The sequence below is a fragment of the Herbaspirillum lusitanum genome, assembly GCF_046025995.1.
GTDB classification, from domain to species: Bacteria; Pseudomonadota; Gammaproteobacteria; order Burkholderiales; family Burkholderiaceae_D; genus Herbaspirillum; species Herbaspirillum lusitanum_A.
The window spans coordinates 582,328-608,926 of record NZ_JAQQFM010000001.1 but is presented as its reverse complement, the minus strand read 5'-3'; the positions used below and the strand labels follow the sequence as shown (position 1 = coordinate 608,926).

Annotated in this window: 21 protein-coding genes; 16 read left to right on the top strand and 5 right to left on the bottom strand. The window is 62.5% G+C overall.

All coding sequences use genetic code 11. From position 1 onward, the window contains the following. The first annotated feature begins 71 nt into the window (after nucleotides 1–71). From PQR62_RS02730 to PQR62_RS02680, 11 genes are all read left to right on the top strand, one after another. Complete coding sequence (locus PQR62_RS02730) at nucleotides 72–950, top strand: branched-chain amino acid ABC transporter permease (protein WP_408154521.1); 879 nt, start codon at nucleotides 72–74, stop codon at nucleotides 948–950. Continuing rightward, nucleotides 947–3,550 (top strand): branched-chain amino acid ABC transporter ATP-binding protein/permease, encoded by a 2,604-nt coding sequence (locus PQR62_RS02725; RefSeq protein WP_408154519.1) that lies wholly within the window; start codon nucleotides 947–949, stop codon nucleotides 3,548–3,550. The genes PQR62_RS02730 and PQR62_RS02725 overlap by 4 nt, the downstream gene beginning before the upstream one ends. A gap of 25 nt (nucleotides 3,551–3,575) precedes the next feature. Further along, the gene (gene hpxZ / locus PQR62_RS02720; protein WP_408154517.1) at nucleotides 3,576–3,977 is read left to right on the top strand and encodes an oxalurate catabolism protein HpxZ; all 402 of its coding nucleotides are present in this window, start codon (nucleotides 3,576–3,578) and stop codon (nucleotides 3,975–3,977) included. A gap of 100 nt (nucleotides 3,978–4,077) precedes the next feature. Beyond that, nucleotides 4,078–5,661 carry a gamma-glutamyltransferase family protein gene (locus PQR62_RS02715; RefSeq protein WP_408154515.1) on the top strand — a complete coding sequence of 528 codons (1,584 nt, stop codon included), beginning with the start codon at nucleotides 4,078–4,080 and terminating at the stop codon, nucleotides 5,659–5,661. Between the two features lie 359 nt (nucleotides 5,662–6,020). Beyond that, nucleotides 6,021–8,150 (top strand): diguanylate cyclase domain-containing protein, encoded by a 2,130-nt coding sequence (locus PQR62_RS02710; protein WP_408154513.1) that lies wholly within the window; start codon nucleotides 6,021–6,023, stop codon nucleotides 8,148–8,150. A 367-nt stretch (nucleotides 8,151–8,517) separates the two neighbouring features. Next, nucleotides 8,518–8,607, top strand: a complete 90-nt coding sequence (gene kdpF / locus PQR62_RS02705; protein WP_408154511.1) for a K(+)-transporting ATPase subunit F — start codon at nucleotides 8,518–8,520, stop codon at nucleotides 8,605–8,607. Continuing rightward, nucleotides 8,607–10,412, top strand: coding sequence for a potassium-transporting ATPase subunit KdpA (gene kdpA, locus PQR62_RS02700; RefSeq protein ID WP_408154509.1), 1,806 nt, complete (start codon nucleotides 8,607–8,609; stop codon nucleotides 10,410–10,412). The genes kdpF and kdpA overlap by 1 nt, the downstream gene beginning before the upstream one ends. A gap of 34 nt (nucleotides 10,413–10,446) precedes the next feature. Further along, the gene (gene kdpB / locus PQR62_RS02695; RefSeq protein WP_408154507.1) at nucleotides 10,447–12,573 is read left to right on the top strand and encodes a potassium-transporting ATPase subunit KdpB; all 2,127 of its coding nucleotides are present in this window, start codon (nucleotides 10,447–10,449) and stop codon (nucleotides 12,571–12,573) included. Nucleotides 12,574–12,613: 40 nt separating this feature from the next. Next, the gene (kdpC, locus tag PQR62_RS02690; RefSeq protein WP_408154505.1) at nucleotides 12,614–13,213 is read left to right on the top strand and encodes a potassium-transporting ATPase subunit KdpC; all 600 of its coding nucleotides are present in this window, start codon (nucleotides 12,614–12,616) and stop codon (nucleotides 13,211–13,213) included. Between the two features lie 142 nt (nucleotides 13,214–13,355). Continuing rightward, nucleotides 13,356–16,127, top strand: a complete 2,772-nt coding sequence (locus tag PQR62_RS02685; protein WP_408154503.1) for a DUF4118 domain-containing protein — start codon at nucleotides 13,356–13,358, stop codon at nucleotides 16,125–16,127. Continuing rightward, on the top strand, nucleotides 16,120–16,836 hold the full coding sequence (locus tag PQR62_RS02680; protein ID WP_408154501.1) for a response regulator: 717 nt from the start codon (nucleotides 16,120–16,122) through the stop codon (nucleotides 16,834–16,836). The genes PQR62_RS02685 and PQR62_RS02680 overlap by 8 nt, the downstream gene beginning before the upstream one ends. Nucleotides 16,837–16,902: 66 nt before the next feature. On the opposite strand, the gene PQR62_RS02675 is transcribed toward PQR62_RS02680, so the two are convergent. The 4 genes from PQR62_RS02675 to PQR62_RS02660 form a co-directional block, all read right to left on the bottom strand. After that, nucleotides 16,903–17,319: a hypothetical protein gene (locus PQR62_RS02675; protein WP_408154499.1), complete on the bottom strand. Its 417-nt coding sequence runs from the start codon at nucleotides 17,317–17,319 to the stop codon at nucleotides 16,903–16,905. 92 nt (nucleotides 17,320–17,411) lie between these two features. Continuing rightward, on the bottom strand, nucleotides 17,412–18,188 hold the full coding sequence (locus PQR62_RS02670) for a TorF family putative porin (protein ID WP_408154497.1): 777 nt from the start codon (nucleotides 18,186–18,188) through the stop codon (nucleotides 17,412–17,414). Nucleotides 18,189–18,441: 253 nt separating this feature from the next. Then, nucleotides 18,442–19,248, bottom strand: coding sequence for an enoyl-CoA hydratase (locus tag PQR62_RS02665; RefSeq protein ID WP_408154495.1), 807 nt, complete (start codon nucleotides 19,246–19,248; stop codon nucleotides 18,442–18,444). A 120-nt stretch (nucleotides 19,249–19,368) separates the two neighbouring features. After that, nucleotides 19,369–20,133 (bottom strand): GntR family transcriptional regulator, encoded by a 765-nt coding sequence (locus PQR62_RS02660; protein ID WP_408154493.1) that lies wholly within the window; start codon nucleotides 20,131–20,133, stop codon nucleotides 19,369–19,371. Nucleotides 20,134–20,489: 356 nt separating this feature from the next. Between PQR62_RS02660 and PQR62_RS02655 the strand changes: the two genes are divergently transcribed. From PQR62_RS02655 to hydA, 5 genes are all read left to right on the top strand, one after another. Beyond that, complete coding sequence (locus PQR62_RS02655; protein ID WP_408154491.1) at nucleotides 20,490–21,518, top strand: ABC transporter substrate-binding protein; 1,029 nt, start codon at nucleotides 20,490–20,492, stop codon at nucleotides 21,516–21,518. Nucleotides 21,519–21,532: 14 nt separating this feature from the next. Continuing rightward, on the top strand, nucleotides 21,533–22,351 hold the full coding sequence (locus PQR62_RS02650) for an ABC transporter permease (RefSeq protein ID WP_408154489.1): 819 nt from the start codon (nucleotides 21,533–21,535) through the stop codon (nucleotides 22,349–22,351). A gap of 31 nt (nucleotides 22,352–22,382) precedes the next feature. Beyond that, nucleotides 22,383–23,174 carry an ABC transporter ATP-binding protein gene (locus PQR62_RS02645; protein ID WP_408154487.1) on the top strand — a complete coding sequence of 264 codons (792 nt, stop codon included), beginning with the start codon at nucleotides 22,383–22,385 and terminating at the stop codon, nucleotides 23,172–23,174. 30 nt (nucleotides 23,175–23,204) lie between these two features. Next, on the top strand, nucleotides 23,205–23,933 hold the full coding sequence (locus tag PQR62_RS02640; RefSeq protein ID WP_408154485.1) for a maleate cis-trans isomerase family protein: 729 nt from the start codon (nucleotides 23,205–23,207) through the stop codon (nucleotides 23,931–23,933). A gap of 185 nt (nucleotides 23,934–24,118) precedes the next feature. Further along, complete coding sequence (gene hydA, locus PQR62_RS02635) at nucleotides 24,119–25,537, top strand: dihydropyrimidinase (protein ID WP_408154483.1); 1,419 nt, start codon at nucleotides 24,119–24,121, stop codon at nucleotides 25,535–25,537. A 143-nt stretch (nucleotides 25,538–25,680) separates the two neighbouring features. Here hydA and PQR62_RS02630 read toward each other — a convergent pair whose 3' ends face one another. After that, nucleotides 25,681–26,322, bottom strand: a complete 642-nt coding sequence (locus tag PQR62_RS02630) for a DUF1120 domain-containing protein (protein ID WP_408154481.1) — start codon at nucleotides 26,320–26,322, stop codon at nucleotides 25,681–25,683. Between the last annotated feature and the right edge of the window lie 277 nt (nucleotides 26,323–26,599).

Below are 26,599 nucleotides of genomic sequence, written 5' to 3'. Positions count from 1 at the left end.
GGTCTCGTCGCCGCATTGGCTGCGGCATTGAAATAAAAGACAGGCAAGAACGAATCATTCAGGAGAGCAAGATGCTGCTGTTGTCGGCACTGATCAGCGGTCTGGGACTGGGCAGCATGTACGGTCTGATGGCGCTGGGTTTCTACATGACCTATGCGGTTTCGGGCACGGTCAATTTTGCGCAGGGCAGCTCGATGATGCTGGGCGCGGTGCTGTGTTTCACCTTCGCCCAGACGCTGGGCTGGCCGATGTGGCTGGCGGTGTTGCTGGCGCTGGCGCTGTGCGCAGTCTATGGTCTGGTGGTGGAGATTCTGGCGGTGCGTCCGTTTGCCAGCCGCGGTTCGAATGCCTGGCTGATGTCCACCGTGGCGCTCGGCATCGTGCTCGACAATCTGGTCATGCACACCTTCGGCAAAGAGCCGCGCAGCCTGCCGTCGCCGCTGGCCTTGTCGTCGATTGAAATCGGCGGCGTCGGTCTCGGCGTGTATCCGCTGCATATTCTGATTCCGCTGGTGGGGCTGGCGCTGGCCGCGCTGCTGCATACCATTTCGCGCCGCACGCGCTGGGGCACCGCCATGCTGGCGGTGGTGCAGAACCGCGACGCCGCGCGTCTGATGGGGATCCCGATCACGCGCACCATCGCCGTCGCCTTTGCGCTTTCAACACTGCTGGCCGGCATCGCCGGGGTCTTGATTGCACCCCTGTTCAACGTCAATGCCGACATGGGCACGCTGTTCGGACTCAAGGCGTTTGCGGTGGCGATTCTGGGCGGCATCACCAGCGCCTGGGGCGTGATGATTGCCGGCCTGCTGTTCGGCATCGCCGAGGCCATGATCACTGCCACGCTCGGTTCCGGCTATACCCAGATCATCACTTTTGCACTGGTGATCGTGGTGCTGGCGATTCGTCCCAATGGCCTGTTCGGTCGCGCACAGGTGAAAAAAGTATGAACCATCCTTCCCCTTCCGCCGTGGCGGCCTTGCATGCTGCGGCCGGTTCCGGCCACCGCCTTCGCCACCCGCCGCGCCGCTGGCTCGGTCTGGGCTCGCCGCTGCAACTGATGCTGGTGTTGCTGGCGTTTGCCGCCGTCGCCGCGCTGACGCTCAGCGTCAACAGCTATTACGTGTTCGTGCTGACCGGCATCGCCCTGATGGCGGTGGTCGGCATCGGCCTCAACGTGCTGCTCGGGCTGACCGGTCAGGTCTCGTTCGGGCACATGGGTTTCTACGCCATCGGCGCGTATACCGTGGCGATTCTCACCACCCGCTTCGGCATCAGCTTCTGGCTGGCGTGGCCGCTGGCAGCCCTGGCGGCGGCTGCGCTGGGCGCCTTGCTGGCCTTGCCGGCCTTGCGCGTCAAGGGGCCGTATCTGGCGATGATCACCATCGCCTTCAGCTTCATCGTGCAGCACGCGATCATCGAAATGCGCGACCTGACCGGCGGCCAGAACGGCATCATGGGCATCGCCGCGCCGACCGTGTTCGGGCTGCAGGGCGAACGTGCGATTGCCATGCTGGCGCTGGCCAGCGTGGCGGCGACGCTGGCCGCGTTCTGCTGGCTCACGCGCGGCACCTGGGGCGCGGCGATGCGCGCGGTCAGCGACAGCGAGACTGCTGCCGAGTCGATCGGCCTCAACCCACTCGTGATCAAGACCGTGGCCTTCGCCGTGTCGGCCATGCTGGCCGGACTCGCGGGCGGTCTGTTCGCACCGCTCTCCACCTTCGTCACGCCGGATACGTTCGGCTTCGTGCAATCTATCCTGTTCGTGCTGGTGGTCGTGGTCGGCGGCGCCGGCTCGATTGCCGGGCCGGTGATCGGCGCCGTGATCGTCGGCGCCTTACCCGAGTTGTTGTCGAGCATGGAAGACTATCGTCTGCTGTTCTTCGGCGCGCTGTTGCTGGTGGTCTTGTGGATCGCGCCGGACGGTGTGGTCGGCCTGTTGCGCACACTGGCTGAAAAGAGCGGTCTGAGCGGCCTGCGCGGCTTCGCTGGCAAGACTCCGGCGCTGGCGCCGGAAGCTGAAAATGCAATGGCGCCATCCTTGCCCGTGCGTGCGCGCCAATTGCTGCAAGCCGATGGTCTGAGCATGGTCTTCGGCGGCGTACGCGCGGTCAGCGATCTCAGCTTCGAAGTGCCGGCCGCCGCCGTCACCAGTCTGATCGGCCCCAACGGCGCCGGCAAGACCACCGCGCTCAACATGCTCAGCGGTTTCTATCGTCCCAGCGCCGGGCGTTTCCTGCTGGGCCGGACCGTGCTGGCTGGTTTGCCCGCCTTCCGCATCGCCCGTCACGGCGTGGCGCGCACCTATCAGACCTCGCAACTGTTCGGCAGCCTCAGTGTGGAAGACAACGTGGCCCTCGCGATGGGCAAGGGGCGTCTGGGCGGCTTGCTTGGCGCGCGCCGTTTCAGTGCCGCCGACATTCGCGAACGCAGCCGGCAGTTGCTGAGCTATTGCGGCTATCGCGGCGCGCTGGATATCCCCGCCGCCGATCTGGCCCACGTTGACCGTCGTCTGGTGGAAATCGCCCGCGCGCTGGCCACCGATCCCGATGTCCTGCTGCTGGACGAACCGGCAGCCGGCCTGTCGCGCGAAGACAAGGCGCAACTGGCCCAGTTGCTGACCCGCATCGCGCAGGCCGGCATCAGCGTGGTGGTGGTCGAGCACGACATGGAACTGGTGATGCAGATTTCGCAGCGCATCGTGGTGCTGGATGCCGGCCAGCGTCTGGCCCTGGGTACGCCGCAGCAGATTCAGAACGATCCGGCGGTGCGTCAGGCCTATCTGGGCGAAGCCATGCAAGGCGGCAGCGCGGCGGCTGAGCGCGTGCTGAATAAGGGCGCAAGGGAATTGCTGGGCGTCGGCGAACTGGTCACCGGCTACGGCGCCGAGCCGGTGCTGCACGGGATCAATCTGCAGGTGAAGCAGGGCGAGATGGTGGCGCTGCTGGGCGCCAACGGCGCCGGAAAATCAACCCTGATGCGCGCCCTGGCCGGGCTGCACAGGCCGGTGCAGGGCGGCATCCACGTCGATGGCCGCAATCTGATGCACATGCGCGCAGAAGAAATCGTGAAGCAGGGCGTGGTGCTGGTGCCGGAAGGCCGGCAAGTGTTTCCTGAATTGTCGGTGCTGGACAATATCCGCCTCGGCGGCTTCCTCTATCCCGACGACATCGAGGCGCGCACCGAGGACATGCTGACGCGTTTTCCGCGTCTGCGCGAGCGTCTGCATCAGCGTGCCGGACTGCTGTCCGGTGGTGAACAGCAGATGCTGGCGATTGCGCGCGGCCTGATGTCGCGTCCGCGCATTCTGTTGCTGGACGAGCCTTCGCTGGGGCTGGCGCCCAAGATCATCGCCGAACTGTTCGCGGCGCTGGATCGCCTGCGCAATGAAAACATGACCATCGTACTGGTGGATCAGATGGCGGCGCTGGCCCTGGCGCTGGCCGATCGCGCTTATGTGATCGAAGGCGGACGGGTGGTGGCAGAAGGCACGGCGGCCGAGATCGCGGCCGACGATGCATTGGCGCGCGCCTATCTCGGCGCGCATTGAGCAAGTTTTTTGACGGAGATTTTCTTTGGAATCGACCACGCCTTTTGAAGTCAACCTGCCGGATGTGCTAGCTGAAGTGCGGCAGGCATTCGAGCGTTACGAGCTGGCGCTGACGAGCAATCAGGTCGAGGTACTGGATGAGTTATTTCTCGATGCAGCCGAGACGGTGCGTTACGGCGCGACCGAGAATCTGCTGGGTTTCGATGAGATCAGGGCGTTTCGTGTGGGACGCTCGCCGAAGAATCTGATGCGGGTTTTGCGGGCGACCGTTATTACCACTTATGGGCGTGATTTTGCGGTGGCCAATACTGAGTTCACGCGTGATGGAGAGGTTCGGCTTGGGCGGCAGAGTCATAGCTGGGTGCGTTTTTCGCAGGGGTGGAGGATAGTGGCGGCGCATGTTTCTTGGATGGATTCGGGGAAGTAGATTAATCAATGCCCGGACAGCAGCAAGATCAGCCGCCCAAAGCACAAACCTCATCCGCAGGTATCATCCTTTCACACCAACAAGATCATCAGGAGCTCCCATGTTGTACAGCAAGACCTGCATAGGCGGAATGGTCTCCGCGCCTCATCACCTCGCCGCACAAGCCGGCGCCGCCGTCCTGCGCGAAGGCGGCAATGCAGTCGAAGCGATGGTCGCCGCAGCGGCTGCCATCGCCGTCGTGTATCCGCACATGAACGGCATCGGCGGCGACGGCTTCTGGGTCATCAGCGAACCGGGCCGCGAACCGGTCGCGATCCAGGCTTGCGGACCTGCGGCCGCCATGGCCAGCAAGGACTTCTACGCACAACATGGCGACAGCGCCATTCCGACGCGTGGCCCGCGTGCCGCATTGACAGTCGCCGGCGCAGTCGGCGGCTGGGCCGCAGCACTTGATTACGCTGAACGCTGGGGCCATGCATTGCCTCTGCCACGGTTGCTGAGCGACGCCATCCGCCACGCACAGGGTGGTGTGCCGGTGACCCGCTCCCAGGCCGAACTCACCCGCAGCAAATGGGACGAGCTGTGCGGCCAGCCCGGCTTTGCCGAAACCTATGCCGCACACGGTGCGCCGGAGCAGGGCGCGATTCTGCGCCAGCCGGCGCTGGCGAGCACGCTGATGCGGCTGGCCGAAGCAGGCCTCGACGATTTCTATCGCGGCGATCTGGCCGAGAGCATCGTGCGCGGACTGGAGCGCGTCGGCAGTCCGCTGCGCGCCGCCGACCTCGCCGCCTATCGCGCGCAGGTGCTGCAGCCGCTGATGGTGCAATTGAAATCGGGCCGCGTCTACAATCTGCCGCCGCCGACGCAGGGCGTGTCGGCCTTGATGATCATCGGTCTGTTCGATCGCCTCGGCGTGACAGCCGCAGACGGTTTCGAACACGTCCACGGCCTGGTGGAGGCCACCAAACGCGCCTTCATCCTGCGCAACAAATACGTGACCGATGCGGCCCACATGCCGCTCGATGCCGCCGACTGGCTGCAAGCCGCTGCGCTCGACGCCGAGGCGGCACAGATCAGCATGAGCACTGCCGCACCATGGCCGCATCCGGCCAAACCGGGCGACACCATCTGGATGGGAGCGGCCGATGCGCAGGGGCGTGTGGTCAGCTACATCCAGAGCATCTTCTGGGAATTCGGCAGCGGCGTGGTGGTGCCGGATACCGGCATCGTCTGGCAAAACCGCGGCGCCAGTTTCACGCTGGACGAGGGCATCAATCAGCTCAAGCCGGGCAAGCTGCCGTTTCATACGCTGAATCCTTCGCTGGCGCGTCTCAAGGATGGGCGCACGCTGGCCTACGGCACCATGGGCGGCGAGGGACAGCCGCAGACGCAGGCGGCGGTGTTCACGCGCCATGTGCTGTTCGGACAGAATCTGCAGGCCGCAGTCAGTGCGCCGCGCTGGTTGCTGGGACGCACCTGGGGCGATGTCTCCACCAATCTGAAAGTGGAGGGACGCATCGCGCCGCAAACCGTGGAGGCCTTGCAGCGCGCCGGTCATGATGTGGAAGTGGTGGCTGATTACACCGACATGATGGGCCACGCCGGCGCAGTCTGCGTGCATCCGGGCGGCATGATAGAGGGCGCCGCCGATCCACGCGCCGATGGCGTGTGCGCCGGGGTCTGAGCTCAGAAATCTCCCTGTTTGCTGAACTCAGCAGAGGCAAAGTCTGAAGGCGGCCGCTTATTCCGGCCGCTTTTTTTTACTGCATCGGCTTTTTCACTCTGCTGTTTTCAGTTCGCCTCGCGCAAGCATTCTCCTGGCGCCGGCCATGAACATTTCTTTACACGCGCGTCCCGGGCTGAGTCTATTCAACAAAAAAACGACTAAAAATTTCTCAGGGGAAATATGTACTTACTTTTTTTATGAAAGCACATAAAAAGCTGTAAGCGTTCTGGCAAGATGCCGACTAATGGGGGTTGCTCGTTTGAATCTTTGCAAAGGTCAGGTTGTCGAAATTGAATACCAAAAAGACATCGTCATCCTTGAACCTTTCGTCGCTGGTGACGATAGGCGTGGTGGTCACCGTGCTGGTCACCACCGCTTCGGTATTGCTGGTGGTGGATCAGTTCGCCGGCAGCTATGCACGCAAGGAAGCTGAAACCCGCCTCAAGCAACTGGCCTGGCAAATGCAGGAAGCGCTCGAACGCAGCATGGAAGAACGCCAGATCGACATGCGCATTCTGGTGGCGCGGCCCTCGATCCGCGAAGGCAAGGATCTCACCCGCATGCGCGCGGTGCTCAATGAGTTGCAAAGCAATGTTCCCAACTATGCCTGGATCGGCCTGGCGCGGCCTGACGGCAGCGTCATGGTGTCCACCAATGGCGTGCTGGAAGGTCAGAGCGTGGCGCAGCGGCCGTGGTATCAGGAGGGACAAAAGAATCTGTATGCCGGCGACTACCATCCGGCGCTGCTGCTTGAGAAAAAACTGCCGCCGCAGCCCGAGCCCTGGCGCTTCGTCGATATCGCCATGCCGGTCAAGGATCCGGATGGCAAATACATCGGCGTCATGGGCATGCACCTGAGCTGGACCTGGGCGCGCGACATTGCCGCCAAGCTGCTCAATCCGGCCGGCGAACGTTACGACGTGGAAGTCCTGATCGTGCGTGAAGACGGCAACGTCATGCTCGGCCCCAAGGCGCTGGAAGAAAAGAAAATCTCCACCCAGAGTTTCAAGAATTCACTGACCACCAACGCCGGCGGCGCCACCATCGAAGACTGGCCCGACGGCCAGCGCTACATCACGGGCTACTCCCGCACCGGGCAGGACGCCCGCAGTACCATGCTGAAGTGGACGGTGCTGGTGCGCCAGCCGGAGCAGATCGCGCTGGAAGGCTTCAAGGAACTGGAGCTGCGTCTGGTGCTGATGGGCGGTCTGATCGGTCTGCTGCTGTCGGCGCTGGCGCTCTATCTGACACGGCGGCTGGTGCGGCCGGTCAATTCGCTGAGTGCGGCGCTGGAGCGGCGCGCCCAAGGCGAGGCGGTAGAGATTCCGCTGGTGGACGGTTATCGCGAAATGCAGGTGCTGTCATCGACGCTGGTCAACATGGTGGAGCGCGAAGGAAAATATCTGCAGGAAGTGCGCTCGCTCAACGAGACGCTGGAACAGCGCGTGGCCGAACGCACCAGCCGTCTGCATGAAACTGCGGTGGCGCTGCAGAACGCGCTTGATACGCAGCAGGAAAATCAGATCCAGCTCGAAGAAAGCAGCGCCGAGTTGCGCGCAATTCTGCACAATGCGCATGATGCCTTCATCGCCAGCGACGAACACGGACAGGTGCGCGAATGGAATCGCCAGGCGGAACATTTGCTGGGCTGGACGCGCGCCGAAGCGATAGGCCGCTCCATGTCGGAACTGATCGTGCCGCCGGAGATGCGCGAAGCGCATGAGCGCGGCATGGCGCATTTTCTGGCGACCGGGCAAGGCGGCGTGGTGATCAACAATCGGATCGAGCTGCAGGCCTTGCATCGCGACGGTCATGAATTGCCGGTCGAAATTACCGTCGGCCATGTGCAGCGCCGCAGCGGCCACCTGTTCATCGCCTTCCTGCACGACATTACCGAACGTCTGGCTTTCCGCGAATCGATGCGCGAGATGGCATTGACCGACATGCTGACCGCCTTGCCCAACCGTCGCGCTTTCAGCAACAAGCTGCCCGAAGCCATGAACCGTGCGCTGCGCGAACGCAGCACCATGGCCTTGCTGTTCATGGACATCGATGGCTTCAAGGGTGTCAACGACAAATACGGACATGAGGCGGGCGACGAAATGCTGGTGATGTTCGCCAAGCGCCTGCTGCATGCGGTGCGCGATGTGGATACCGTGGCGCGTCTGGCCGGCGACGAATTCATCGTGATTCTGGAGAAGGCGCATGAAACACCCGACGCCGTGGCGGTGGCCGAAAAGATCCTGCAGACCATGCGTGAACCCTTCGTGCTGACGGCAGCGACCGTGTCGGTGTCCACCAGTATCGGCGTCAGCATCTACCAGCCTGAGCGTCATGAAACGCCGGATCCGGAAGCACTGGTGGCCAGGGCCGACAAGGCCATGTACGACGCCAAGAAGGCCGGCAAGGATCGCGTCTGCGTGTTTGTTGAATCGATGACGGTCTGATCATCTTCCTCTGCCAATCAAGGCCGCCACCGTGCGGCCTTTTTTATTGTCTTCGGCATTCTCTGCTTTCCTGATCGTCCTGCCTGCACCAGCCGCACCAGCAGCGGATGTCAATCCAATGCGGCGCAATCCCCGCCCATGCGGTTTTGTTTACACAAAATTTATACCGCCCGCCCATAGTTTTATCCGCTTTTAACGCTGCGCCTTCTATCGTTGCGCCATCGCTGTCCCGGTGCGGGACGGCTTGAACAATGGAGAGGGAAATGGATTTCTTCTATACGGGCATGCTGGCGCTGGGTGGCGCCGCAATGTGGGGTTTCGTGGTCTTCTGCGCCGCGCTGCAGTCATCTTCGCCGGAGGCCGGAAAATGAACTTCATGTATCTGCTCGGCCTCGCCGCGTCCTGCGGCTTGCTGGTCTATCTGGTGGTCGCACTGATCAAGCCGGAGGACTTCTGATGAATACCGATGCTATTTTTCAGCTGGCGCTGTATCTGGCCGTGCTGCTGATCCTGGCAGTGCCGCTGGGGTTTTACATCGCGCGCGTGATGGAGGGCAAGTCGGCGGTCAACCGCATCTTCGGCGGCGTCGAACGCGTGTTTTATCGCCTGTGCGGCATCCAGCGCGATGCCGAAATGAGCTGGAAGCAGTATGCGCTGGCGCTGCTGCTGTTCAACTTCATCGGGCTGCTGTTCGTGTATGGCCTGCAACGCCTGCAATTGTGGCTGCCGCTCAATCCGCAGGGGCTCGACAACGTCGGCGTCGATTCTTCCTTCAACACCGCCATCAGCTTCGTCACCAACACCAACTGGCAAGGCTATGTCGGCGAATCGACCATGAGCTATCTGACGCAGATGGCGGCGCTGGCGGTGCAGAACTTCCTTTCCGCCGCCACCGGCATCGCAGTCGCTTTTGCCTTGATCCGCGGCTTTGCGCGTCACAGCAGCAAGAGCATCGGCAATTTCTGGGTGGACATGACGCGCTCCTGTCTGTACATCCTGCTGCCGCTGTCCATCCTGGTATCGCTGGTGCTGGTGCAGCAGGGCGTGATCCAGAACTTCAAGCCCTATGAGCAGGCGCATATGCTGGAAACCACCAGCTACAGCCAGCCCAAGCTTGATGCGCAAGCGCAGCCGATCAAGGATGCGCAAGGCAATCCTGTGCTGGAGAATCTGCAGACGCGTGAACAGACGCTGCCGATGGGCCCGGTTGCTTCGCAGGAAGCGATCAAGATGATCGGCACCAACGGCGGTGGTTTCTTCAATGCCAATTCGGCACACCCCTTCGAAAATCCGACGCCGCTGTCCAACTTCGTGCAGATGATCGCGATTCTGATCATTCCGGCGGCCTTGTGCATCAGTTTCGGCGCCATCGTCGGCGACCGCCGTCAGGGCGTGGCCTTGCTGGCGGCGATGACGATTCTGTTCGTCGTGATGACCAGCGTGCTGATGTATTTTGAGCAGCAGCCCAATCCGACGCTGTCGGGCGCGTCCGGTTCATCTGCTGCGCATGTCCTGCAGAGCAGCGGCATGATGGAAGGCAAGGAAACCCGTTTCGGCGTGGTCGCCTCCAGCCTGTTCGCCTCGATCACGACGGCGGCTTCCTGCGGCGCGGTCAATGCCATGCACGATTCGCTGTCGCCGATGGGCGGCCTGATTCCCATGCTGCAGATGCAGCTTGGTGAAGTGGTGTTCGGCGGGGTCGGTTCCGGTCTGTACGGCATGCTGATCTTCGCCGTGCTGGCGGTGTTCATCGCCGGTCTGATGATAGGTCGCACGCCGGAATATCTGGGCAAGAAGATCGGCGTCTACGACATGAAGATGATGTCCATCGCGATCCTGATGACGCCGGCGCTGGTGCTGATCTTCACCGCCATCTCGGTGATGCTGGAGAGCGGCCTGGCCGGCATCGCCAACCCCGGCGCGCACGGCTTCTCGGAAATCCTGTACGCCTTCAGTTCGGCTGCCAACAACAACGGCAGCGCCTTTGCCGGCCTGTCGGCCAACACGCCTTACTACAACATCACCACCGGCATCGCCATGTGGCTGGGCCGCTTCGGCATCATCGTGCCGGTGCTGGCGATGGCCGGTTCGCTGGCCGCCAAGAAGCGACTGAGCGCCAACTCCGGCACCTTGCCTACGCATGGTCCGCTGTTTGTGGCGCTGCTGATCGGCGCGGTGATTCTGGTCGGGGCGCTGACGTATGTGCCGGCGCTGGCGCTGGGTCCGGTGATCGAGCATCTGCAGATGCTGGCGATCCATTGAACCGGGCACGAGGAAAATCAACATGGAGAATCAAATGAACTCAAGTTCCGCAGCGCAGTGGATGTTCGATCCCAAGATCGTCAAGCCGGCGCTGGTCGACTCACTGCGCAAGTTATCGCCGCGCAAGCAATGGCGCAATCCGGTGATGTTCGTGGTGTATCTGGGCAGTATCCTGACCACGCTGCTGCTGGTGCAGGCGCTGATCGGCAAGGGTGAAGCGCCGGCCGGCTTCATTCTCGCGGTCACGCTGTGGCTGTGGTTTACCGTACTGTTCGCCAACTTCGCCGAAGCGCTGGCGGAAGGCCGCAGCAAGGCTCAGGCCGCCGCGCTGCGCAGTGCCAAGAAAAGCGTCATGGCCAAGAAGCTCAAGCGCGCCGCCCTCGTGAAGGGCGGTGCCGGCCGGTCCGAAGCGGTCGATGTGGTCGACGGCGGCAGTCTGCGCAAGGGCGATCTGGTATTGGTTGAAGCCGGCGATACCGTGCCGGCCGACGGCGAAGTGGTGGAGGGCGTGGCGACCGTCGATGAAAGCGCCATCACCGGCGAATCGGCGCCCGTGATCCGCGAATCCGGCGGCGACTTCTCGGCCGTCACCGGCGGCACCCGCGTGCTGTCGGACTGGATCATCGTGCGTGTCACCGTCAATCCGGGCGAGGCCTTCATCGATCGCATGATCGCCATGGTGGAAGGCGCACGCCGTCAGAAGACGCCCAATGAGCTGGCGCTGACGCTGTTGCTGGTGGCCCTGACATTGGTGTTTCTGCTGGCGACCGTGACGCTGCTGCCGTTCTCCATCTTCAGCGTCAACGTCATGCACGCCGGTTCGCCGGTGACCGTGACGGCGCTGGTGGCGCTGCTGGTGTGCCTGATTCCGACCACCATCGGCGGCCTGTTGTCGGCCATCGGCGTGGCCGGCATGAGCCGCATGATGCAGGCCAATGTGATCGCCACCTCCGGTCGTGCGGTGGAAGCCGCCGGCGACGTCGACGTGCTGCTGCTGGACAAGACCGGCACCATCACGCTGGGCAATCGTCAGGCCTCTAGCTTCCTGCCGGCGCCCGGCGTGTCCGAGCAGGAGCTGGCCGACATCGCCCAACTGGCTTCGCTGGCTGATGAGACGCCAGAAGGCCGCAGCATCGTGGTGCTGGCCAAGAAGCGTTTCAATCTGCGCGAACGCGAGATGGCGGCACTCGATGCGCAGTTCATTCCCTTCAGCGCGCAGACCCGCGTCAGCGGCGTCGATGTCGGCGCGCGGCGCATCCGCAAGGGCGCGGCCGACGCCATCCGCAAGCTGGCGCGTCAATCGGGCCAGTCCATGCCGCAACAGGTCGAGCACGATATCGACAGCGTCGCGCGGCGCGGCAGCACGCCGCTGGTGGTGGTCGAGTGGAGCAATGACGGCAAGGCCGACAGCGTGTTGCAGTTGCGCGTGCTGGGCGTGGTCGAGCTGAAGGACATCGTCAAGGGCGGCATCAAGGAGCGCTTCGGCGAGCTGCGCCGCATGGGCATCAAGACGGTGATGATCACCGGCGACAACCGGCTCACCGCAGCCGCGATTGCGGCGGAAGCCGGAGTTGACGATTTTCTGGCGGAAGCCACGCCGGAGCAGAAGCTGGCATTGATTCGCCAGCATCAGGCCGAAGGCAAGCTGGTGGCGATGACCGGCGACGGCACCAACGATGCGCCGGCGCTGGCTCAGGCCGACGTCGCGGTGGCCATGAACAGCGGCACCCAGGCGGCCAAGGAAGCCGGCAATATGGTCGATCTGGATTCCAACCCGACCAAGCTGATCGAGATCGTCGAGATCGGCAAGCAGATGCTGATGACGCGCGGCAGCCTGACCACCTTCAGCATCGCCAACGACGTCGCCAAGTATTTCGCGATCATTCCGGCCATGTTCGTGGCGACCTATCCGCAGCTCGGCGTGCTGGATGTGATGCATCTGGCCAGTCCGTCCTCGGCCATCATGTCGGCGGTGATCTTCAATGCGCTGGTGATCGTGGCGCTGATTCCGCTGGCCCTGCGCGGGGTGCGCTATCGCCCGCTGGGCGCTGCCGTGCTGCTGCGCCGCAATCTGCTGGTGTATGGCGTAGGCGGCCTGATCGTGCCTTTCGCCGGCATCAAGCTGATCGATCTGATCTTGTCTGCATGCGGCCTGGTGTGAACGCCTCAGCCCATTCAGTTAATTTATTCAAGGAACTCATATGAAAACCCTGCGACCCGCAGTGACCCTGTTCATCCTGGTCGGCATTCTGCTCGGCGGCGTGTATCCGGCGCTGGTGACCGGGCTGGCGCAAGCCTTCTTCCCTCAACAGGCCAACGGCAGCCTGATTGAACGCGGCGGCGTGACCGTCGGCTCGGAACTGATCGGGCAGAACTTCACCGCGCCCAACTATTTCTGGGGCCGGCCTTCGGCATCGGGCAGCTTTCCGTACAACGGCATGGCCTCCGGCGGCAGCAATCTGGGGCCGCTCAATCCGGCCTTGGCGGATGCCGCCAAGGAACGTGCTGCCGCTCTGCAACAGGCCGATGCCGCGGCCAATGTAGTCAGCAACAAGACGCGTCCGATCCCGGTCGATCTGCTGACCGCCTCAGGCAGCGGCCTGGACCCGCACATCAGCCCGGAAGCGGCGCGCTATCAGGCGCCGCGGGTGGCCAGGGAACGCGGCATGGCGCAGGAGCAGGTCGATTCCATGATTGCGCGCAACACCGAGGGTGCGCAGTGGGGCCTGTTCGGCGAGCCGCGCGTCAACGTGCTGAAGCTGAATCTGGCGCTGGATGCAGTCAGCGCGCAAAAGAAATAGTTGCCTGAAATAGCCGGCTGAAAGACCTGCACGCTGCGCCGGCCGGCCCTGGCAAGCCGGCCGGCGTCATTGTTTGGCGCCCTTGCCCTGATTTACCCTGAGTTGCCCTCAAGCCCATGCACTCCACTACAATGTCCGCACCATGAATACTCGCCCCGATCCTGACGACCTGCTGGAACGCGTAATGCGCGATGAAGATCGTCAGGCGCGCGGCCGCCTGAAAATCTTCTTCGGCTTTTCGGCCGGCGTCGGCAAGACCTACGCCATGCTGGCGGCCGCCGCCCGCTTGCGCGAGCAGGGCATAGACGTGGTTGCCGGCGTGATCGAAACCCATGCCCGCGCCGAGACCGAGGCCTTGCTGGAAGGGCTGGAGCGGCTGCCGCTGCGGCGCATCGCCTACCGCGAGCGCGAGCTGCCCGAGTTCGATCTCGACGCCGCCCTGCAGCGCAAGCCGCAGGTGATGCTGGTGGACGAGCTGGCGCATTCCAACGTGCCGGGTTCGCGCCATGCCAAACGCTGGCAGGACATCGACGAACTGCTGCGCGCCGGGATCGATGTCTACACCACCGTCAACGTCCAGCACATCGAAAGCCTGAACGACGTGGTCGGCCAGATCACCGGCATACGCGTGTTCGAAACCATTCCCGATCATGTGTTCGACCAGGCCGACGACGTCATGCTGGTCGATATTCCCCCCGACGAATTGCTGCAGCGTCTGCAGCAGGGCAAGGTCTATCTGCCGCAGCAGGCGGAGAAGGCCGGGCGCAATTTTTTCCGCAAGGGCAATCTGATCGCGCTGCGCGAAATTGCCTTGCGCCGCACTGCCGATCGCGTCGATGCCGACATGCGCGAGTACCGCGCCGACCGTTCCATCGCCCAGCTGTGGCAAACCAAGGAGCGCATCGTGCTGGCGCTGGGCAACGGCGCCGGCGAAGAAAAACTGATACGCGCGGCGGCGCGTCTGGCGTCCAAGCTGCAGGCCGACTGGCTGGCGGTGCATGTCGACATGCCGGCGCGCCGCCGCGATTCGCTGGCCGGGCGCGAACGCATTGCCGGCTATCTCAAGCTGGCGCAGTCGCTGGGCGCGGAAGTCGCCACCATCACCGGTGATGAGCTGGCGCCGGCGCTGCTGCAATTCGCCCGCAGCCGCAATGCCGGCAAGCTGGTGATCGGCCAGCGGCGCGGCGGGCTGCTGTCGCGCCGGCGCCTGTTCAGCGCGCCCGATCTGCAGCAGCAACTGGCCGCGCTCAATGGCGAGCTGGATGTCTACACGGTGGCGCGCGCGCAGGACAAGAGCGCCGCCGACGAGGCGCTGCACGATCGCTCCGAACGCAGCGAGGCCGACGCCATGCTGGCGCGCCACCGCACGCGCGGTTACCTGTGGGCCAGCTTCAGTTGCGCACTGACCACCTTGCTGGCATGGGCCCTGATCGATCTGCTGCATCCGGCCAATGTCATCATGCTGTATCTGGTCGGCGTGATGCTGGTGGCGATGCGCTTCGGCCGTTCCGCCTCGGCGCTGGTGTCGGTGCTCAGCGTGCTGGCCTTCGATTTCTTCTTCGTGGCGCCGCGTTTTTCGATCAGCGTCTCCGACGTGCAATACCTGATCACGCTGGGCGTGATGCTGGCGGTGTCGCTGTTCATCAGCTCGCTCACTGCGCGTCTGCGGCGCCAGGCGCGGGTGGCCATGCTGCGCGAAACACGCGCCAGCAATCTCTACATGCTGGGCAAGGAATTGTCGGCGCTGCTGACGCTGGAACAGATACTTGAAATCGGCCGCCGCCATCTGGGCGCCGTGTTCGGCGCGCGCACTGCTTTCTGCCTGCCTGACAGCCACGAGCAATTGCAGCAAGCCGTTGCGGTATCAGAGGGCGCAGCGGATGCCCATGCCCTGAAACAGATCGACGCCGGCGTCGCCCAATGGGTCTACGACAACGGCCAGCCGGCCGGGCGCGGCACCTCCACGCTGCCGGCTGCCAGCGCCTTGTATCTGCCGCTCACGGCGACCATGCGCACGCGCGGCGTGCTGGTGTTCGAGAGCGCCTCGGGCGAGGACAGCGGCCTGCAACTGGCGCTGCCGGAAAATCGTCAGATGCTGGAAATTTTCTGTTCGCAGATCGCCATGGCCATCGAGCGTCTGCATTACGCCGAAGTGGCGCAGGATGCCTTGCTGACCATGGAATCCGAGCGCCTGCGCAATTCTCTGCTGTCGGCGATTTCGCATGACTTGCGCACGCCGCTGACCTCGCTGGTCGGCAATGCCGATACGCTGGCCGCCAGTCCGCAATTGGATGCGGAGCAGCGCTCGCTGGCGCAATCCATAGGCGAGCAGTCGCAGCGCATGGCCGGGCTGGTGTCCAATCTGCTCGACATGGCGCGCCTGCAGGCCGGCGGCGTGCAGCTCAATCGTCAGTGGAACGCGCTGGAAGAGGTGGTCGGCAGTTCGCTGCGCCTGCTGCAAAAGGCGCTGGAAGGACGGCGCGTCGAGGTGCAGTTGCCGGCCGGTCTGCCGCTGCTGCGTTTCGATGCGGTGCTGATCGAGCGGGTGTTTGCCAATCTGATCGAAAACGCCGTCAAGTATTCTCCGGCCGGCAGCGACATCACCGTGCGCGCGCTGTCCGAAGGCGGCGCTGCCGTGCGCATCAGCGTCAGCGATCGCGGCGCCGGTTTTGCGGCCGGCATCGCCGCCCATGCCTTCGACAAATTCACGCGCGGCGACAATGAATCGAGCACGCCGGGCGTCGGTTTAGGGCTGGCGATCTGCCGCGCCATCGTCGAAGCGCATGGCGGCCGCATCTGGATAGAAGCCGGTGTGCAAGGCGGCTGCGTGTGTTTCAACCTGCCGCTGGAGCCGCAGCCGCAACTGCCGCCCGACGAAGAATTCAACGACATTCAGGACCCGAATCATGCATGAGCATGCTGGCAACATCGTACTGATCGAAGACGATCCGCACATCCGCAAGCTGGTGCGCGGCGCGCTGGAGCAGGAGGGCTTCATCGTGCATGAAGCCAGGACCGGGCGCGAAGGCGTGACCGAAGCCGGCACCCGCAAGCCGGATCTGATCATTCTCGACCTCGGCCTGCCCGATATGGACGGCAAGAAGCTGATCGCCGAAGTGCGCAGCTGGAGCAGCGTGCCTATCGTGATTCTGTCGGCGCGTACGCAGGAGAGCGAAAAGGTGGAAGCGCTGGATGCCGGCGCCGACGACTATCTGGTCAAGCCCTTCGGCATGCCGGAGCTGCTGGCGCGCATGCGGGCGCAATTGCGGCGTCATGCGCGCGCTTCGGAAAGCGGCGCGCGCGACGGCAACGGTCGCTTCCGCCTGGGCGATGTGCTGATCGATATTCCCGCACGCAGCGTCAGCCGCAAGGGCGAGGCGCTGCATCTGACGCAGATCGAATATCGCCTGCTGACCACCTTGCTGCGCGACGCCGGCCGCGTCATCACGCACCGGCAATTGCTGGTCGCCGGCTGGGGGCCGTCGCACGTCGACGATCATCACTATCTACGCATCTACATGCAAAGGCTGCGGCAAAAGCTGGAGGCCGATGCTGCACAGCCGGTGCACATCCTGACGGAAATCGGCGTGGGCTACCGGCTGGCGGAAGTGGAACCGGGCTGATTTTTTTCGCAGCGCGTGGGGCGCAGCATGGCCGTCATCGGGCTTCATGGAGCACGGGTGCGGAAGCTAAAGCTCCCCCCAGATATCGATCTGACGCCGGATCACAGCGGTCGCAGCATCGCAGATCACCAGAATTTCTCTACGGCCTTCGCGCAATACGAAGCGATAGTATTCGCGCTCGTTGCGGTTGCTGAAACTCTCGCTTTCGATATCCGACACCCGCAAGGACGCCGCCGCAGCTGCATTGTTGCGGCATGACTCAAGATGCTGGCGCGCCAGCGGCGAGGGTCCTATATCGTCCGGTGCGCGATACGGCACCACCGCGCCGGCGTGCGTGCAGACGCCGCCCAGCATGGCCAGCAGCAATAGGGCCGCCAGGCCGCAGCGATAGTAGCGACGGCGGCCGGTGCGCAGAAAAAGATGACGCGGTGAGAGCGGATGGAGTGGATGCGTGCGGTGTTCATGTTGCTGGTGGACAGACATGACGGGCTCCCGGCGAATGATCGATGGTGGATGGCGTGGCACAGAGCACGGCCGGGCGCATGCGGCCGCGCCTCGGCTTAGCTGTGATGTGTTCAGAAGCTCTTGTTCAGGGACAGCACCACCTGGCTGCGGCCGATGTTCTTGCCCTTGAGCGTGTAACCGGCATCGGATGCGTTGCTGCCGGTATAGGCCAGGCCGATCAGGTAGCCGGAGAAATCGCGCGTCAGGCCCAGCTTCCAGTCGGTGTACGACAGGGTCGAGGCGCTGGCGCCGGTGTAGCGCTGGCGGCCGATGTGGGCCAGGCCGTTGATGCCGGCGAACAATGCATGATTCAGGCTGAGGTCGGTATAGCTGGTGCCGCTGGTGTCGGCCGCGCCGAAGGTATTCCCCAGGCTGTAGGAATAGCGCAGGCTGATCCACTTGGCGTCCAGCCCGAGATAGAGTTCATTGGTGTCCGGCTTGGTCATGCCGTCGGGATAGCTGCCGGGATAGGCGTAATGCAGCACACCGATGTCGCCCGTGAGCCAGTCTGTCAGCGCCGGTTTCCAGCCGGCGTAGAGATCGGCCTCGAGGCTGGCCGAGGCGGCCGGATTGGTGTCGCTGATCCAGCTGACGTTGGACATCCAGACGCCGGCATACAGGCCGCTGTCGTGATTCACGTCGAAGCCGCCTTGCAGCGCCAGCTTGCCGTTGGTCTGCGTCAGGCCGCGAAAGATGTATTGACTGGCCACGCCGATATTGCCGCTCAGATGCAGCGCCGGGATTTCGTCGTTGCCGGCCGCAGCGCTGTCAGCCTGGCCTTGCGCCTGAGCCGGTGCGGTGGCGAGTACGCAGGCCAGCGCCAGCGCCGCGCCTGCCAGTGTGGCCATTCCCGCACATTGCGCGCGCTTCAGGCGACCGGGTTCGAGTGGCTGATCTTGTTGTTCTGTGTTGCTGCGCATGCTGCTCATCTTGTTTTGCTCCATGGTTTGAGGAGCAGTCAGCTTAAGCAGCGGCGCGTTTAAATCCGGTAAAAGTATTGACGGCCGGCGTTAACAGAACGTAAAAACTGCAGATGAAATACACGGAATGCGTGAGCACATCACATACAGAACATGCCGCCGGCGGTGTCTATCTTTGTGGCTATTTGGGCGCCCATCTCGGCGCGCGTTTTTCGAGGAAGGCATCAATGCCTTCGCCGGCATCGTGTTCCATGATGTTGCGCGCCATGACATCGGCGGCGTAGTCGTAGGCGTCGCCCAGCGACATCTGTTTCTGCCGGTAGACCATGGCCTTGCCGTAGCGGATGGCGGTCGGGCTCCTGGCGACGATCTGGGCGCTCAGCACGGCGATGGCGCTGTCCAGTTCTTGTTCCGGCACAGCGCGATTGATCAGGCCCCAGTCTGCGGCGGTGGCGGCATCGATGAATTTGCCGGTGACCAGCATCTCGAAGGCGCGCTTGATGGACACATTGCGCGTCAAGGCCACCGAGGGCGTGGCGCAGAACAGGCCGACGTTGATGCCGGACACTGCAAAGCGCGCCTCTTCGGATGCCACCGCCAGATCGCAACTGCCCACCAGCTGGCAGCCGGCCGCAGTGGCGATGCCCTGCACGCGCGCGATCACCGGCACCGGCAGATTCTGGATACTCTGCATTACCTTGCTGCAACGGCGGAACAGATCCTGGTAATAATCCAGCTGCGGCGTGGCGCGCATCTCGCGCAAGTCATGGCCGGCGCAGAAAGCCTTGCCTGCAGCGGCCAGGATCACGCAGCGCAGCTGCTCATCCTGCGCCAGTGCATCGAGCTGGGTCTGCAGCGCCTCCAGCATGGCTTCGGACAAGGCATTGAATTGCTGCGGACGATTGAGTGTGAGCGTGACAACGCCCTCATGATCTTCGCGCAGCAAGATGGGGATAGGGGCGGACTGATGATCCGGTGCAGTGCTCATGCTTGTCTCCGTTGTCGGTTTTTATGCGACATCTTAGCGCGCTGAGCACGTCTCGTCCGGCGGCCTGATCTTTTCATGCGCAAGCAGGGCGGATGCCCTTCGCGTATGCCGCCTCGAACATCAGACTACGCCCAGCAGCGCTTCCAGATCTTCGTCTTCGCTCGGCGGCGTCGACATGTCGAGCACTTCTTCGATGTGGTTCAGATGTTCGATCATCGAGGCCACCGCAGCTTCGGCCTGGCCGGCGGCGATGGCGTCGATGATGTCGCCATGCTCGTCGTGGGTGCAGGCCGGCACCGTCGGCGAGTCGTACAGCACGATGATCAAACAGGTCAGCGAGGCCAGTTCGCGCATCATCTTGCTCATCACCGGGTTGTCCACCATGTCGGCGATGCGGATGTGGAATTCGCCGGACAGACGGATGATGGCGCGGCGGTCGTTGGCTTCGCGCGCCTGCGCTTCCAGCGCCACATGCGCGCGCAACTGTGCGATGTGTTCGGCTTGCGTGTGTTCGCACAGATGGCGCAGCAGCGCCGGCTCGATCAGACGGCGCGCGGCAAAGATGGCGCGCGCTTCGCTCGGCGTCGGGCTGGCGATGAAGGCGCCGCGATTGGGAATGGTGGTGATCAGGCCTTCGTGGCTCAGACGCGCCAGCACTTCGCGCACGCGGGTGCGAGTGACGTTGAAGATGCCGGCCAGTTTTTCTTCGACCAGCTTGGTGCCGGGCGTCAGGCGGTGCTCCATGATCGACGTCAGGATGCGTTCGTAGATCACGTCGCCGGCCAGCGGCCGCGCGCTGATGGCCTGACCCGGCAAGGGACTGTTTTCGGGTTTGGCGATGGCTTTCTTGCGGCCGGGCTTGCTGCTGTTGGTGGCGGTGCTCATGCTGTCTCTGTCGAAGATGGTGTCGGGCGTGTGGCGTATTTTGTGGCGATATATTGTCACAATCAACAAAATATTTCTCCACATTTCTAAATTATTTTGCCGCACTTGTCTGGGGCGATTTTCGCCGTTTGCACCATATCGATCCGGCTTTCCTGCGTGCAACAGACTCTTCCTGGCGCCATACGGCACCCCTCCGAATCGCTGCTTCCCTATGAAAAATCGCCTTTTCCTGCGAATTTTTAAAAATGTCACCCAAGCTGGCACACCTATTGCATACATTGTGGCAATGTAAAAATTAAATTGTCACAATATATGTGATGTCATTGGTGAAGTCGTTTATCTAAGGGAGAAGCACGATGCAAAAACAAGTACGGAAGTCCCCTCTGCGCCTGATGGCGGTGGCGGTCGCGCTGACTGCAGGCCTGGCGCTGAGCAGCGGCGCTGCAGCGCAATCCAAGCCCAAGTTCAAGCTGGCCTATGCCAAGTGTGCGCATTGCATGTCGATGTCGCTGGTGCCGGGTCTGGCGCAAAACGTCGATATCGAAGGCATCAATTTCACCGCCGGCAGCGATGCGCTGACGGCGCTGGTCTCCAAGAGCGTGGACATCGCCCAGGTGACTTATCTGGCCTTCGTCAGCGGTCTGGATAAAGGCTTCGATCTGGTGGCGGTGTCCGGTCAGGTCAATGGCGGTTCCGAAATGCTGCTGGGCAAGGACAGCAAGCTGGCGGCCGACGACTGGGACGGTCTGAAGAAACTGGTGGCGGAATACAAGGCGCAGGGCAAGCCTTTCCGCATCGCGGCTTCGCGCGGCAATGCACAGGATCTGCACATGCGCGGCGAGCTGGCCAAGCACGGCATCGATCCTTCCAAGGACGTGCAGTTCATCAATATTCCGAATCCTTCCGATCACGCCGCTGCGCTCTCGCGCGGCGAAGTCGAGCTGATCTGCTCGGTTGAGCCGTTTGCCTCGCAAATCCGCATGACCGGCGTCGGCAAGCATTTCGCGTTTCCTTATGATCAGGCCGCCGGCCGTCTGACCAATCTGATCGTGACCCGCTCCGACGTCATCAAGGAACATCCGGCTGAAGTGAAGGAAACCGTGGCCGCCGTGGTGCGTCTGGTGGACAGCCTGCAGAAGGACAAGCAAGCCTGGGTCGCCAGCATCGTCAAGGGCACCGGTCTGGATCAGAAGGTCGCCACCGAGGCGCTCAACAATGCCTATCCCGACTACCGCATGTATCGCACCCAGACCAAGGCCATCGCCGGCATGATGAAGGATCTGAAATATGTGTCGACCGACGTCTCGGCGCAGGTGGACAAGAACATGGACTACAGCTTCCTGATGGATGTCACCAAGAAGCCCAAGACCGAACTCGGCTATTGATGCGGGAGATCACGATGAATGGTTTGATGCGTACCCTGTCGGATGCCAAGTGGCGCTTTACGGTTCCGATTCTTCTGTTGCTGTTCTGGGAGGCATTCTCCCGTTCAGGCGTGATCCCGGCTTCATTGCTGCCTGCGCCCTCGCGCGTGTTCAATACCTGGATGGACTGGATGTTCGGGCTGAACGAGTCGGCGCAGGACAATAGCGGCAAATGGATTTTCGATGCCATGGCCAGTTGCATGCGCGTGTTCACCGGCTATGCGATTGCCGCGGTGCTCGGCATTGCGCTGGGTGTGGCGATCGGCTGGTGGCGCTGGGTCGAGCGCGCCATCGAGCCGACGGTGCAGATGCTGCGTCCGATTCCGCCGGTGTCATGGATTCCGCTGGCGATCATCTGGTTCGGGATTGCCAACAAGCCGGCGATTTTCCTGGTCTTCCTCGGCGCGTTTTTCCCTATCCTGATGAATACCGTGCACGGCGTCAAAACCGCCGACCGCAATCTGCTGCGGGCCGCAGCCATGGCCGGCGCCAGACAGAGTCAGCTGCTGCGCTTCGTGATCTTGCCGGCCGCCATGCCGAGCATCTTCGCCGGTCTGCGCATCGGCATCGGCAGCGCCTGGATGCTGACCGTGACCGCCGAAATGGTGGCGGTCAAGAGCGGCCTCGGCTATGTGCTGTGGGACTCGTATTATTTCCTGCGCTATGACCTGGTGATTGCCGCCATGATCAGCATCGGCCTGCTCGGCTATCTGGCCGACCTGCTGCTGAAAATGATCATGAACTCGGTGCTGCGCTGGCAGCATGTCGCCACCGTGCAGAGCCACAAGGCCTGAGCCTGCAGACTCCATCGAAAAGGAAATCATCATGGCTTTTATCGAACTCAACAACATCGTCAAGGTGTTCAAGGACCGCAAGCGTGGCACGGACATGCTGGCGATCGACAACGTTACGCTGAAGCTGGAGAAGAAGGAATTTCTCTGCCTGCTCGGCCCTTCCGGTTGCGGCAAGTCGACGCTGCTGAACATGATCGCCGGCTTTGAGTTCCCGACCTCGGGCGAGGTCAAGGTGGCAGGGAAATCCATCGCCGGCCCCGGCGCCGATCGCGGCATGGTGTTCCAGCAGGCCAATCTGATGCCCTGGCTGCCGGTGTGGGACAACGTCGCGTTCTCGCTCAAGCTGCAAGGCAAGAGCGCGGCCGAACGGCGCGCCGCGGCGCAGCCTTTCATCGACACCGTCAAGCTCAAGGGCTTTGAAAATCACTTTCCCTCCGAGCTCTCGGGCGGCATGGCGCAGCGCGTCGGCATCGCCCGTGCGCTGCTGCAGAATCCGTCGGTGATTCTGATGGACGAGCCCTTCGCGGCGCTTGATGCCCAGACCAAGATGGAAATGCAGGAAGAACTGGTGGCGCTGTGGCAGCGCTACGAAGGCACCATCGTATTCGTCACGCACAGCGTGGACGAAGCGCTGATCCTGGCCACCAAGGTGGCGGTGATGACGCATCGTCCCGGCCGCATCCGCGATCTGATCGACATCGATCTGCCACGCCCGCGCGACACCACCACTGCCGAATTCAATCAATACAAGCGCCACGTGCTCAGCCTGATCCGCGAAGAGTCGGCGCTGGCGCAGGCCGATGCTGTCAAACTGGCGGCCTGAACGGCGCCGGATTACTGAAAAGGAAAAGACATGACCCAACGTACATTGCTCGGCATGCTGACGCCGTCTTCCAACACCACGCTGGAGCCGGTGACCACCGCCATGATCGCCGACATCCCGGAAGCCAGTGCGCACTTCGGCCGCTTCCGTGTGACCGAGATCGCCTTGTCGAACCAAGCGCTGGCGCAGTTCGACGACAGCGAAATCCTGCGCGCCGCCGAGTTGCTGTCGCACGCCAAGGTGCAGAGCATAGGCTGGAACGGCACCTCGTCGGGCTGGCTCGGTTTTGACGCCGACGAGCGTCTGTGCCAGCGCATCACCGAGGCCACCGGCATCCCGGCCTGCACCTCGGTGCTGGCGCTCAATGAAATCTTTGACATCACCGGCGTCAAGCGCTTCGGCCTGGTGACGCCGTATCTGGACAACGTGCAGGCCGCCATCATCAAGAACTATGCCGGTGCCGGTTACGCGTGCGTATCGGAACGCCACCTGCGCAAGCAGGACAATTTCTCCTTCTCCGAAGTCGGCGCCGATGAACTGCGGGCGATGGTGCGCGAAGTCGCCAAAGACAAACCGCAGGCCATCACCATCTTCTGCACCAATCTGCGCGGCGCGCCGCTGGTGGAAGAGCTGGAGCGCGAAATCGGCATTCCGATCTACGACACCATCTCGACGGTGGTGTGGAAGTCGCTGCGGCAGGCGGGCGCTGATCCTTCGCGCATACGCAACTGGGGATCCCTCTTCCGCGACATCAAGTAACGTGGGGCGTCGCCAATAAGACAGCGCTGGCGGCGTTGCTTCTCCTTGCCGCACATGCGTGCTGTCTGCGTCGGCGCGCCTTGCCAGCGCTGTCTTATTGGCGACGCCCGGTGCCAGCGGAAAGCCTCTTAAAAACTGCTTCGTCGTTCGGCATTTGCAGATTCAGATTCTGATCAGGAAACAACATGGAACAATTCGATGTAGTGATACGCAACGGCACCGTGGCCACGGCTTCCGACATCATGCAGTGCGATGTCGGCATCAAGGATGGCAAGGTGGCGATGCTGGGGCGCGGTCTGCCGGCCGGCAAGCGTGAGATCGATGCGGCCGGCAAGCTGGTGCTGCCGGGCGGCGTGGATGCGCATTGCCACCTCGATCAGCCGATGGAAGAGGGCCTGAAGATGGCCGATGATTTTCGCAGCGGCACCATCTCGGCGGCTTGCGGCGGTACGACGACGGTGATTCCGTTTGCAGCGCAGGCGCGCGGCCAGTCGCTGCGCGCAGCGGTGGAGGATTATCACCGTCGGGCCGAGGGCAAGGCGGTGGTCGATTACGCCTTCCACATGATCATCAGCGACCCGACCGAGAAGGTCTTGAAGGAGGAATTGCCGCAACTGATACGCGAAGGCTATACCTCGTTCAAGATCTACATGACCTATGACGACATGAAGCTCAATGACCGTCAGATTCTCGATCTGCTGGCGGTGGCGCGACGTGAAGGCGCGATGGCGATGATTCATGCCGAGAATGCCGACTGCATCAGCTGGCTGACCGAGCAGCTGGAAGCCGCCGGCCTGAGCGCGCCGAAATATCATGGCCACTCACGTCCGATGCTGGTGGAACGCGAAGCCACGCATCGCGCCATCGCGATTTCCGAGCTGGTGGATGTGCCGATTCTGATCGTGCACGTGTCCGGCAAGGAAGCGATCGAGCAGATCCGCTGGGCGCATGGCCATGGCTTGCGCATCTATGCCGAGACTTGCCCGCAATATCTGGTGCTGAGCGCCGATGATCTGGATCAGGATGGTTACCACGGCGCCAAATGCGTGTGCAGCCCGCCGCCGCGCGACAAGGAAAATCAGCAATACGTGTGGGATGGTCTGGCCGATGGCCTGTTCACGGTGTTTTCATCCGACCACGCACCGTTCCGCTACGAAGATCCGCAGGGCAAGAAACCGGGCGGCAAGGAAGTGCCGTTCCGCTATATCCCCAACGGCACGCCGGGTCTGGAAACGCGTCTGCCGCTGTTGTTCTCGGAGGGCGTAGGCAAGGGACGCATCGATCTCAACCGCTTCGTCGCGCTGACCGCGACCGACCCGGCCAAGATGTATGGCCTGTATCCGCGCAAGGGCACCATCGCGATTGGCGCCGATGCCGACATCGCCATCTGGGATCCGCACAAGGATGTGACCATCAGCAACGACCTGCTGCATCACGACGTCGATTACACACCGTACGAAGGCATGCAGGTGACCGGCTGGCCGGTGACCACGCTGTCGCGCGGCGAGGTGGTGTGGAACGAGGGTCAATTCGATGCCCGCATCGGGCGCGGCGAATTTCTCAAATGCGGCCTGCCGGATCCGGCGCGGCCCAAGAAGCGCTGAAGCTGTGCAGCGCTGTCTGCTGAATTGAAGGCTCGCCGCCAGTCAAGGCTGGCGGCAGTTCTGGTGTGACACTTCTCAACATAAAAAAAGCCCGCCTCATGCAAGAGGCGGGCAAGGTACCACCATGAAACCTGAGTGATCGCTTACAGATAGATCACTTCAAATGTGGCCGAGCCATCCAGCGGGACTTCCTGAGTCAGCGGCAGGTTGGCCGGCTTGTTGAGCACCGTGGTGACGTTCAGCTTGGCATTGAGCTGCTTGGTGCTCATCGGCTGGCTGCCGGTGCTGAAGCCGAACAGGGCGCCGTTGTTCCAGACGTTGCCGGCGCCATTGCTCCAGCTCTTGCCGGAATCCAGCGAATAGATGTTGTTGGCCGCCGCGCCGTCGACGGTGGAGGCGCGCGAGATGTTGATGATGTAGCCGCCTACGTTCTTGCCGGCCACGGTGCCCAGACCGAAATTGGCTTCAGCTTCGGAAACGATGCCGCTGACGACGGAATTTGCGCGATTGTCCTTTGCCTTGAATGCCACTTTGACGGCGGCGTCGCAAGTGATGCTGAGATTCACTTCTTTGGTCGGCAGCGTGGTGTAGGCATCGGCCTTGAGCGAACTGGCCGGGATGACGCCGTAGTCGATCACGCCGCCGCCGGAAAAGCTGGGAGTGCAGGCGGCCGGCTTGATCACGCCTTTGACCTTCAGTTCAGCGGTGTCTGCGGCGTAAGCAGCGCAAGTGAACATGGCAAATGCCGTTGCAGCGACGGTGGACAGCAGCGTGATTTTCTTCATGATGATTTCCCTTGATAGTGAATGTGGCGCCCGGCTCGTTTCTTTGTGTGCTCAGGCAGTGAAGCCATTGTGAGTTTTTTGACTTCGCATTTATATGAGAAAAGTCTCAAAGAAGCTGTTGGATGACCATCGTCGGCAGCGGCGCCGCACGCGCAGCGGGCCTTGAACGCCGATCGCCCCGAATCCGGTTTCCACTTGGAAATATGTTGCCGCTATGCTATCTCGTGATGACGAATTCCCAGGCCTGCTCTCAGAATGCGGGCAGGCTGTTCCCAGC

What these genes read in the sequence shown, in the direction of transcription:
- PQR62_RS02730 (WP_408154521.1), top strand. Translation starts at nt 72, where the DNA reads ATGCTGCTGTTGTCGGCACTGATCAGCGGTCTGGGACTGGGCAGCATG.
- PQR62_RS02725 (WP_408154519.1), top strand. Translation starts at nt 947, where the DNA reads ATGAACCATCCTTCCCCTTCCGCCGTGGCGGCCTTGCATGCTGCGGCC.
- PQR62_RS02715 (WP_408154515.1), top strand. Translation starts at nt 4,078, where the DNA reads ATGTTGTACAGCAAGACCTGCATAGGCGGAATGGTCTCCGCGCCTCAT.
- kdpF (WP_408154511.1), top strand. Translation starts at nt 8,518, where the DNA reads ATGAACTTCATGTATCTGCTCGGCCTCGCCGCGTCCTGCGGCTTGCTG.
- kdpA (WP_408154509.1), top strand. Translation starts at nt 8,607, where the DNA reads ATGAATACCGATGCTATTTTTCAGCTGGCGCTGTATCTGGCCGTGCTG.
- kdpB (WP_408154507.1), top strand. Translation starts at nt 10,447, where the DNA reads ATGAACTCAAGTTCCGCAGCGCAGTGGATGTTCGATCCCAAGATCGTC.
- kdpC (WP_408154505.1), top strand. Translation starts at nt 12,614, where the DNA reads ATGAAAACCCTGCGACCCGCAGTGACCCTGTTCATCCTGGTCGGCATT.
- PQR62_RS02685 (WP_408154503.1), top strand. Translation starts at nt 13,356, where the DNA reads ATGAATACTCGCCCCGATCCTGACGACCTGCTGGAACGCGTAATGCGC.
- PQR62_RS02680 (WP_408154501.1), top strand. Translation starts at nt 16,120, where the DNA reads ATGCATGAGCATGCTGGCAACATCGTACTGATCGAAGACGATCCGCAC.
- PQR62_RS02675 (WP_408154499.1), bottom strand. Translation starts at nt 17,319, where the DNA reads ATGTCTGTCCACCAGCAACATGAACACCGCACGCATCCACTCCATCCG.
- PQR62_RS02670 (WP_408154497.1), bottom strand. Translation starts at nt 18,188, where the DNA reads ATGGCCACACTGGCAGGCGCGGCGCTGGCGCTGGCCTGCGTACTCGCC.
- PQR62_RS02665 (WP_408154495.1), bottom strand. Translation starts at nt 19,248, where the DNA reads ATGAGCACTGCACCGGATCATCAGTCCGCCCCTATCCCCATCTTGCTG.
- PQR62_RS02660 (WP_408154493.1), bottom strand. Translation starts at nt 20,133, where the DNA reads ATGAGCACCGCCACCAACAGCAGCAAGCCCGGCCGCAAGAAAGCCATC.
- PQR62_RS02655 (WP_408154491.1), top strand. Translation starts at nt 20,490, where the DNA reads ATGCAAAAACAAGTACGGAAGTCCCCTCTGCGCCTGATGGCGGTGGCG.
- PQR62_RS02650 (WP_408154489.1), top strand. Translation starts at nt 21,533, where the DNA reads ATGAATGGTTTGATGCGTACCCTGTCGGATGCCAAGTGGCGCTTTACG.
- PQR62_RS02645 (WP_408154487.1), top strand. Translation starts at nt 22,383, where the DNA reads ATGGCTTTTATCGAACTCAACAACATCGTCAAGGTGTTCAAGGACCGC.
- PQR62_RS02640 (WP_408154485.1), top strand. Translation starts at nt 23,205, where the DNA reads ATGACCCAACGTACATTGCTCGGCATGCTGACGCCGTCTTCCAACACC.
- hydA (WP_408154483.1), top strand. Translation starts at nt 24,119, where the DNA reads ATGGAACAATTCGATGTAGTGATACGCAACGGCACCGTGGCCACGGCT.
- PQR62_RS02630 (WP_408154481.1), bottom strand. Translation starts at nt 26,322, where the DNA reads ATGAAGAAAATCACGCTGCTGTCCACCGTCGCTGCAACGGCATTTGCC.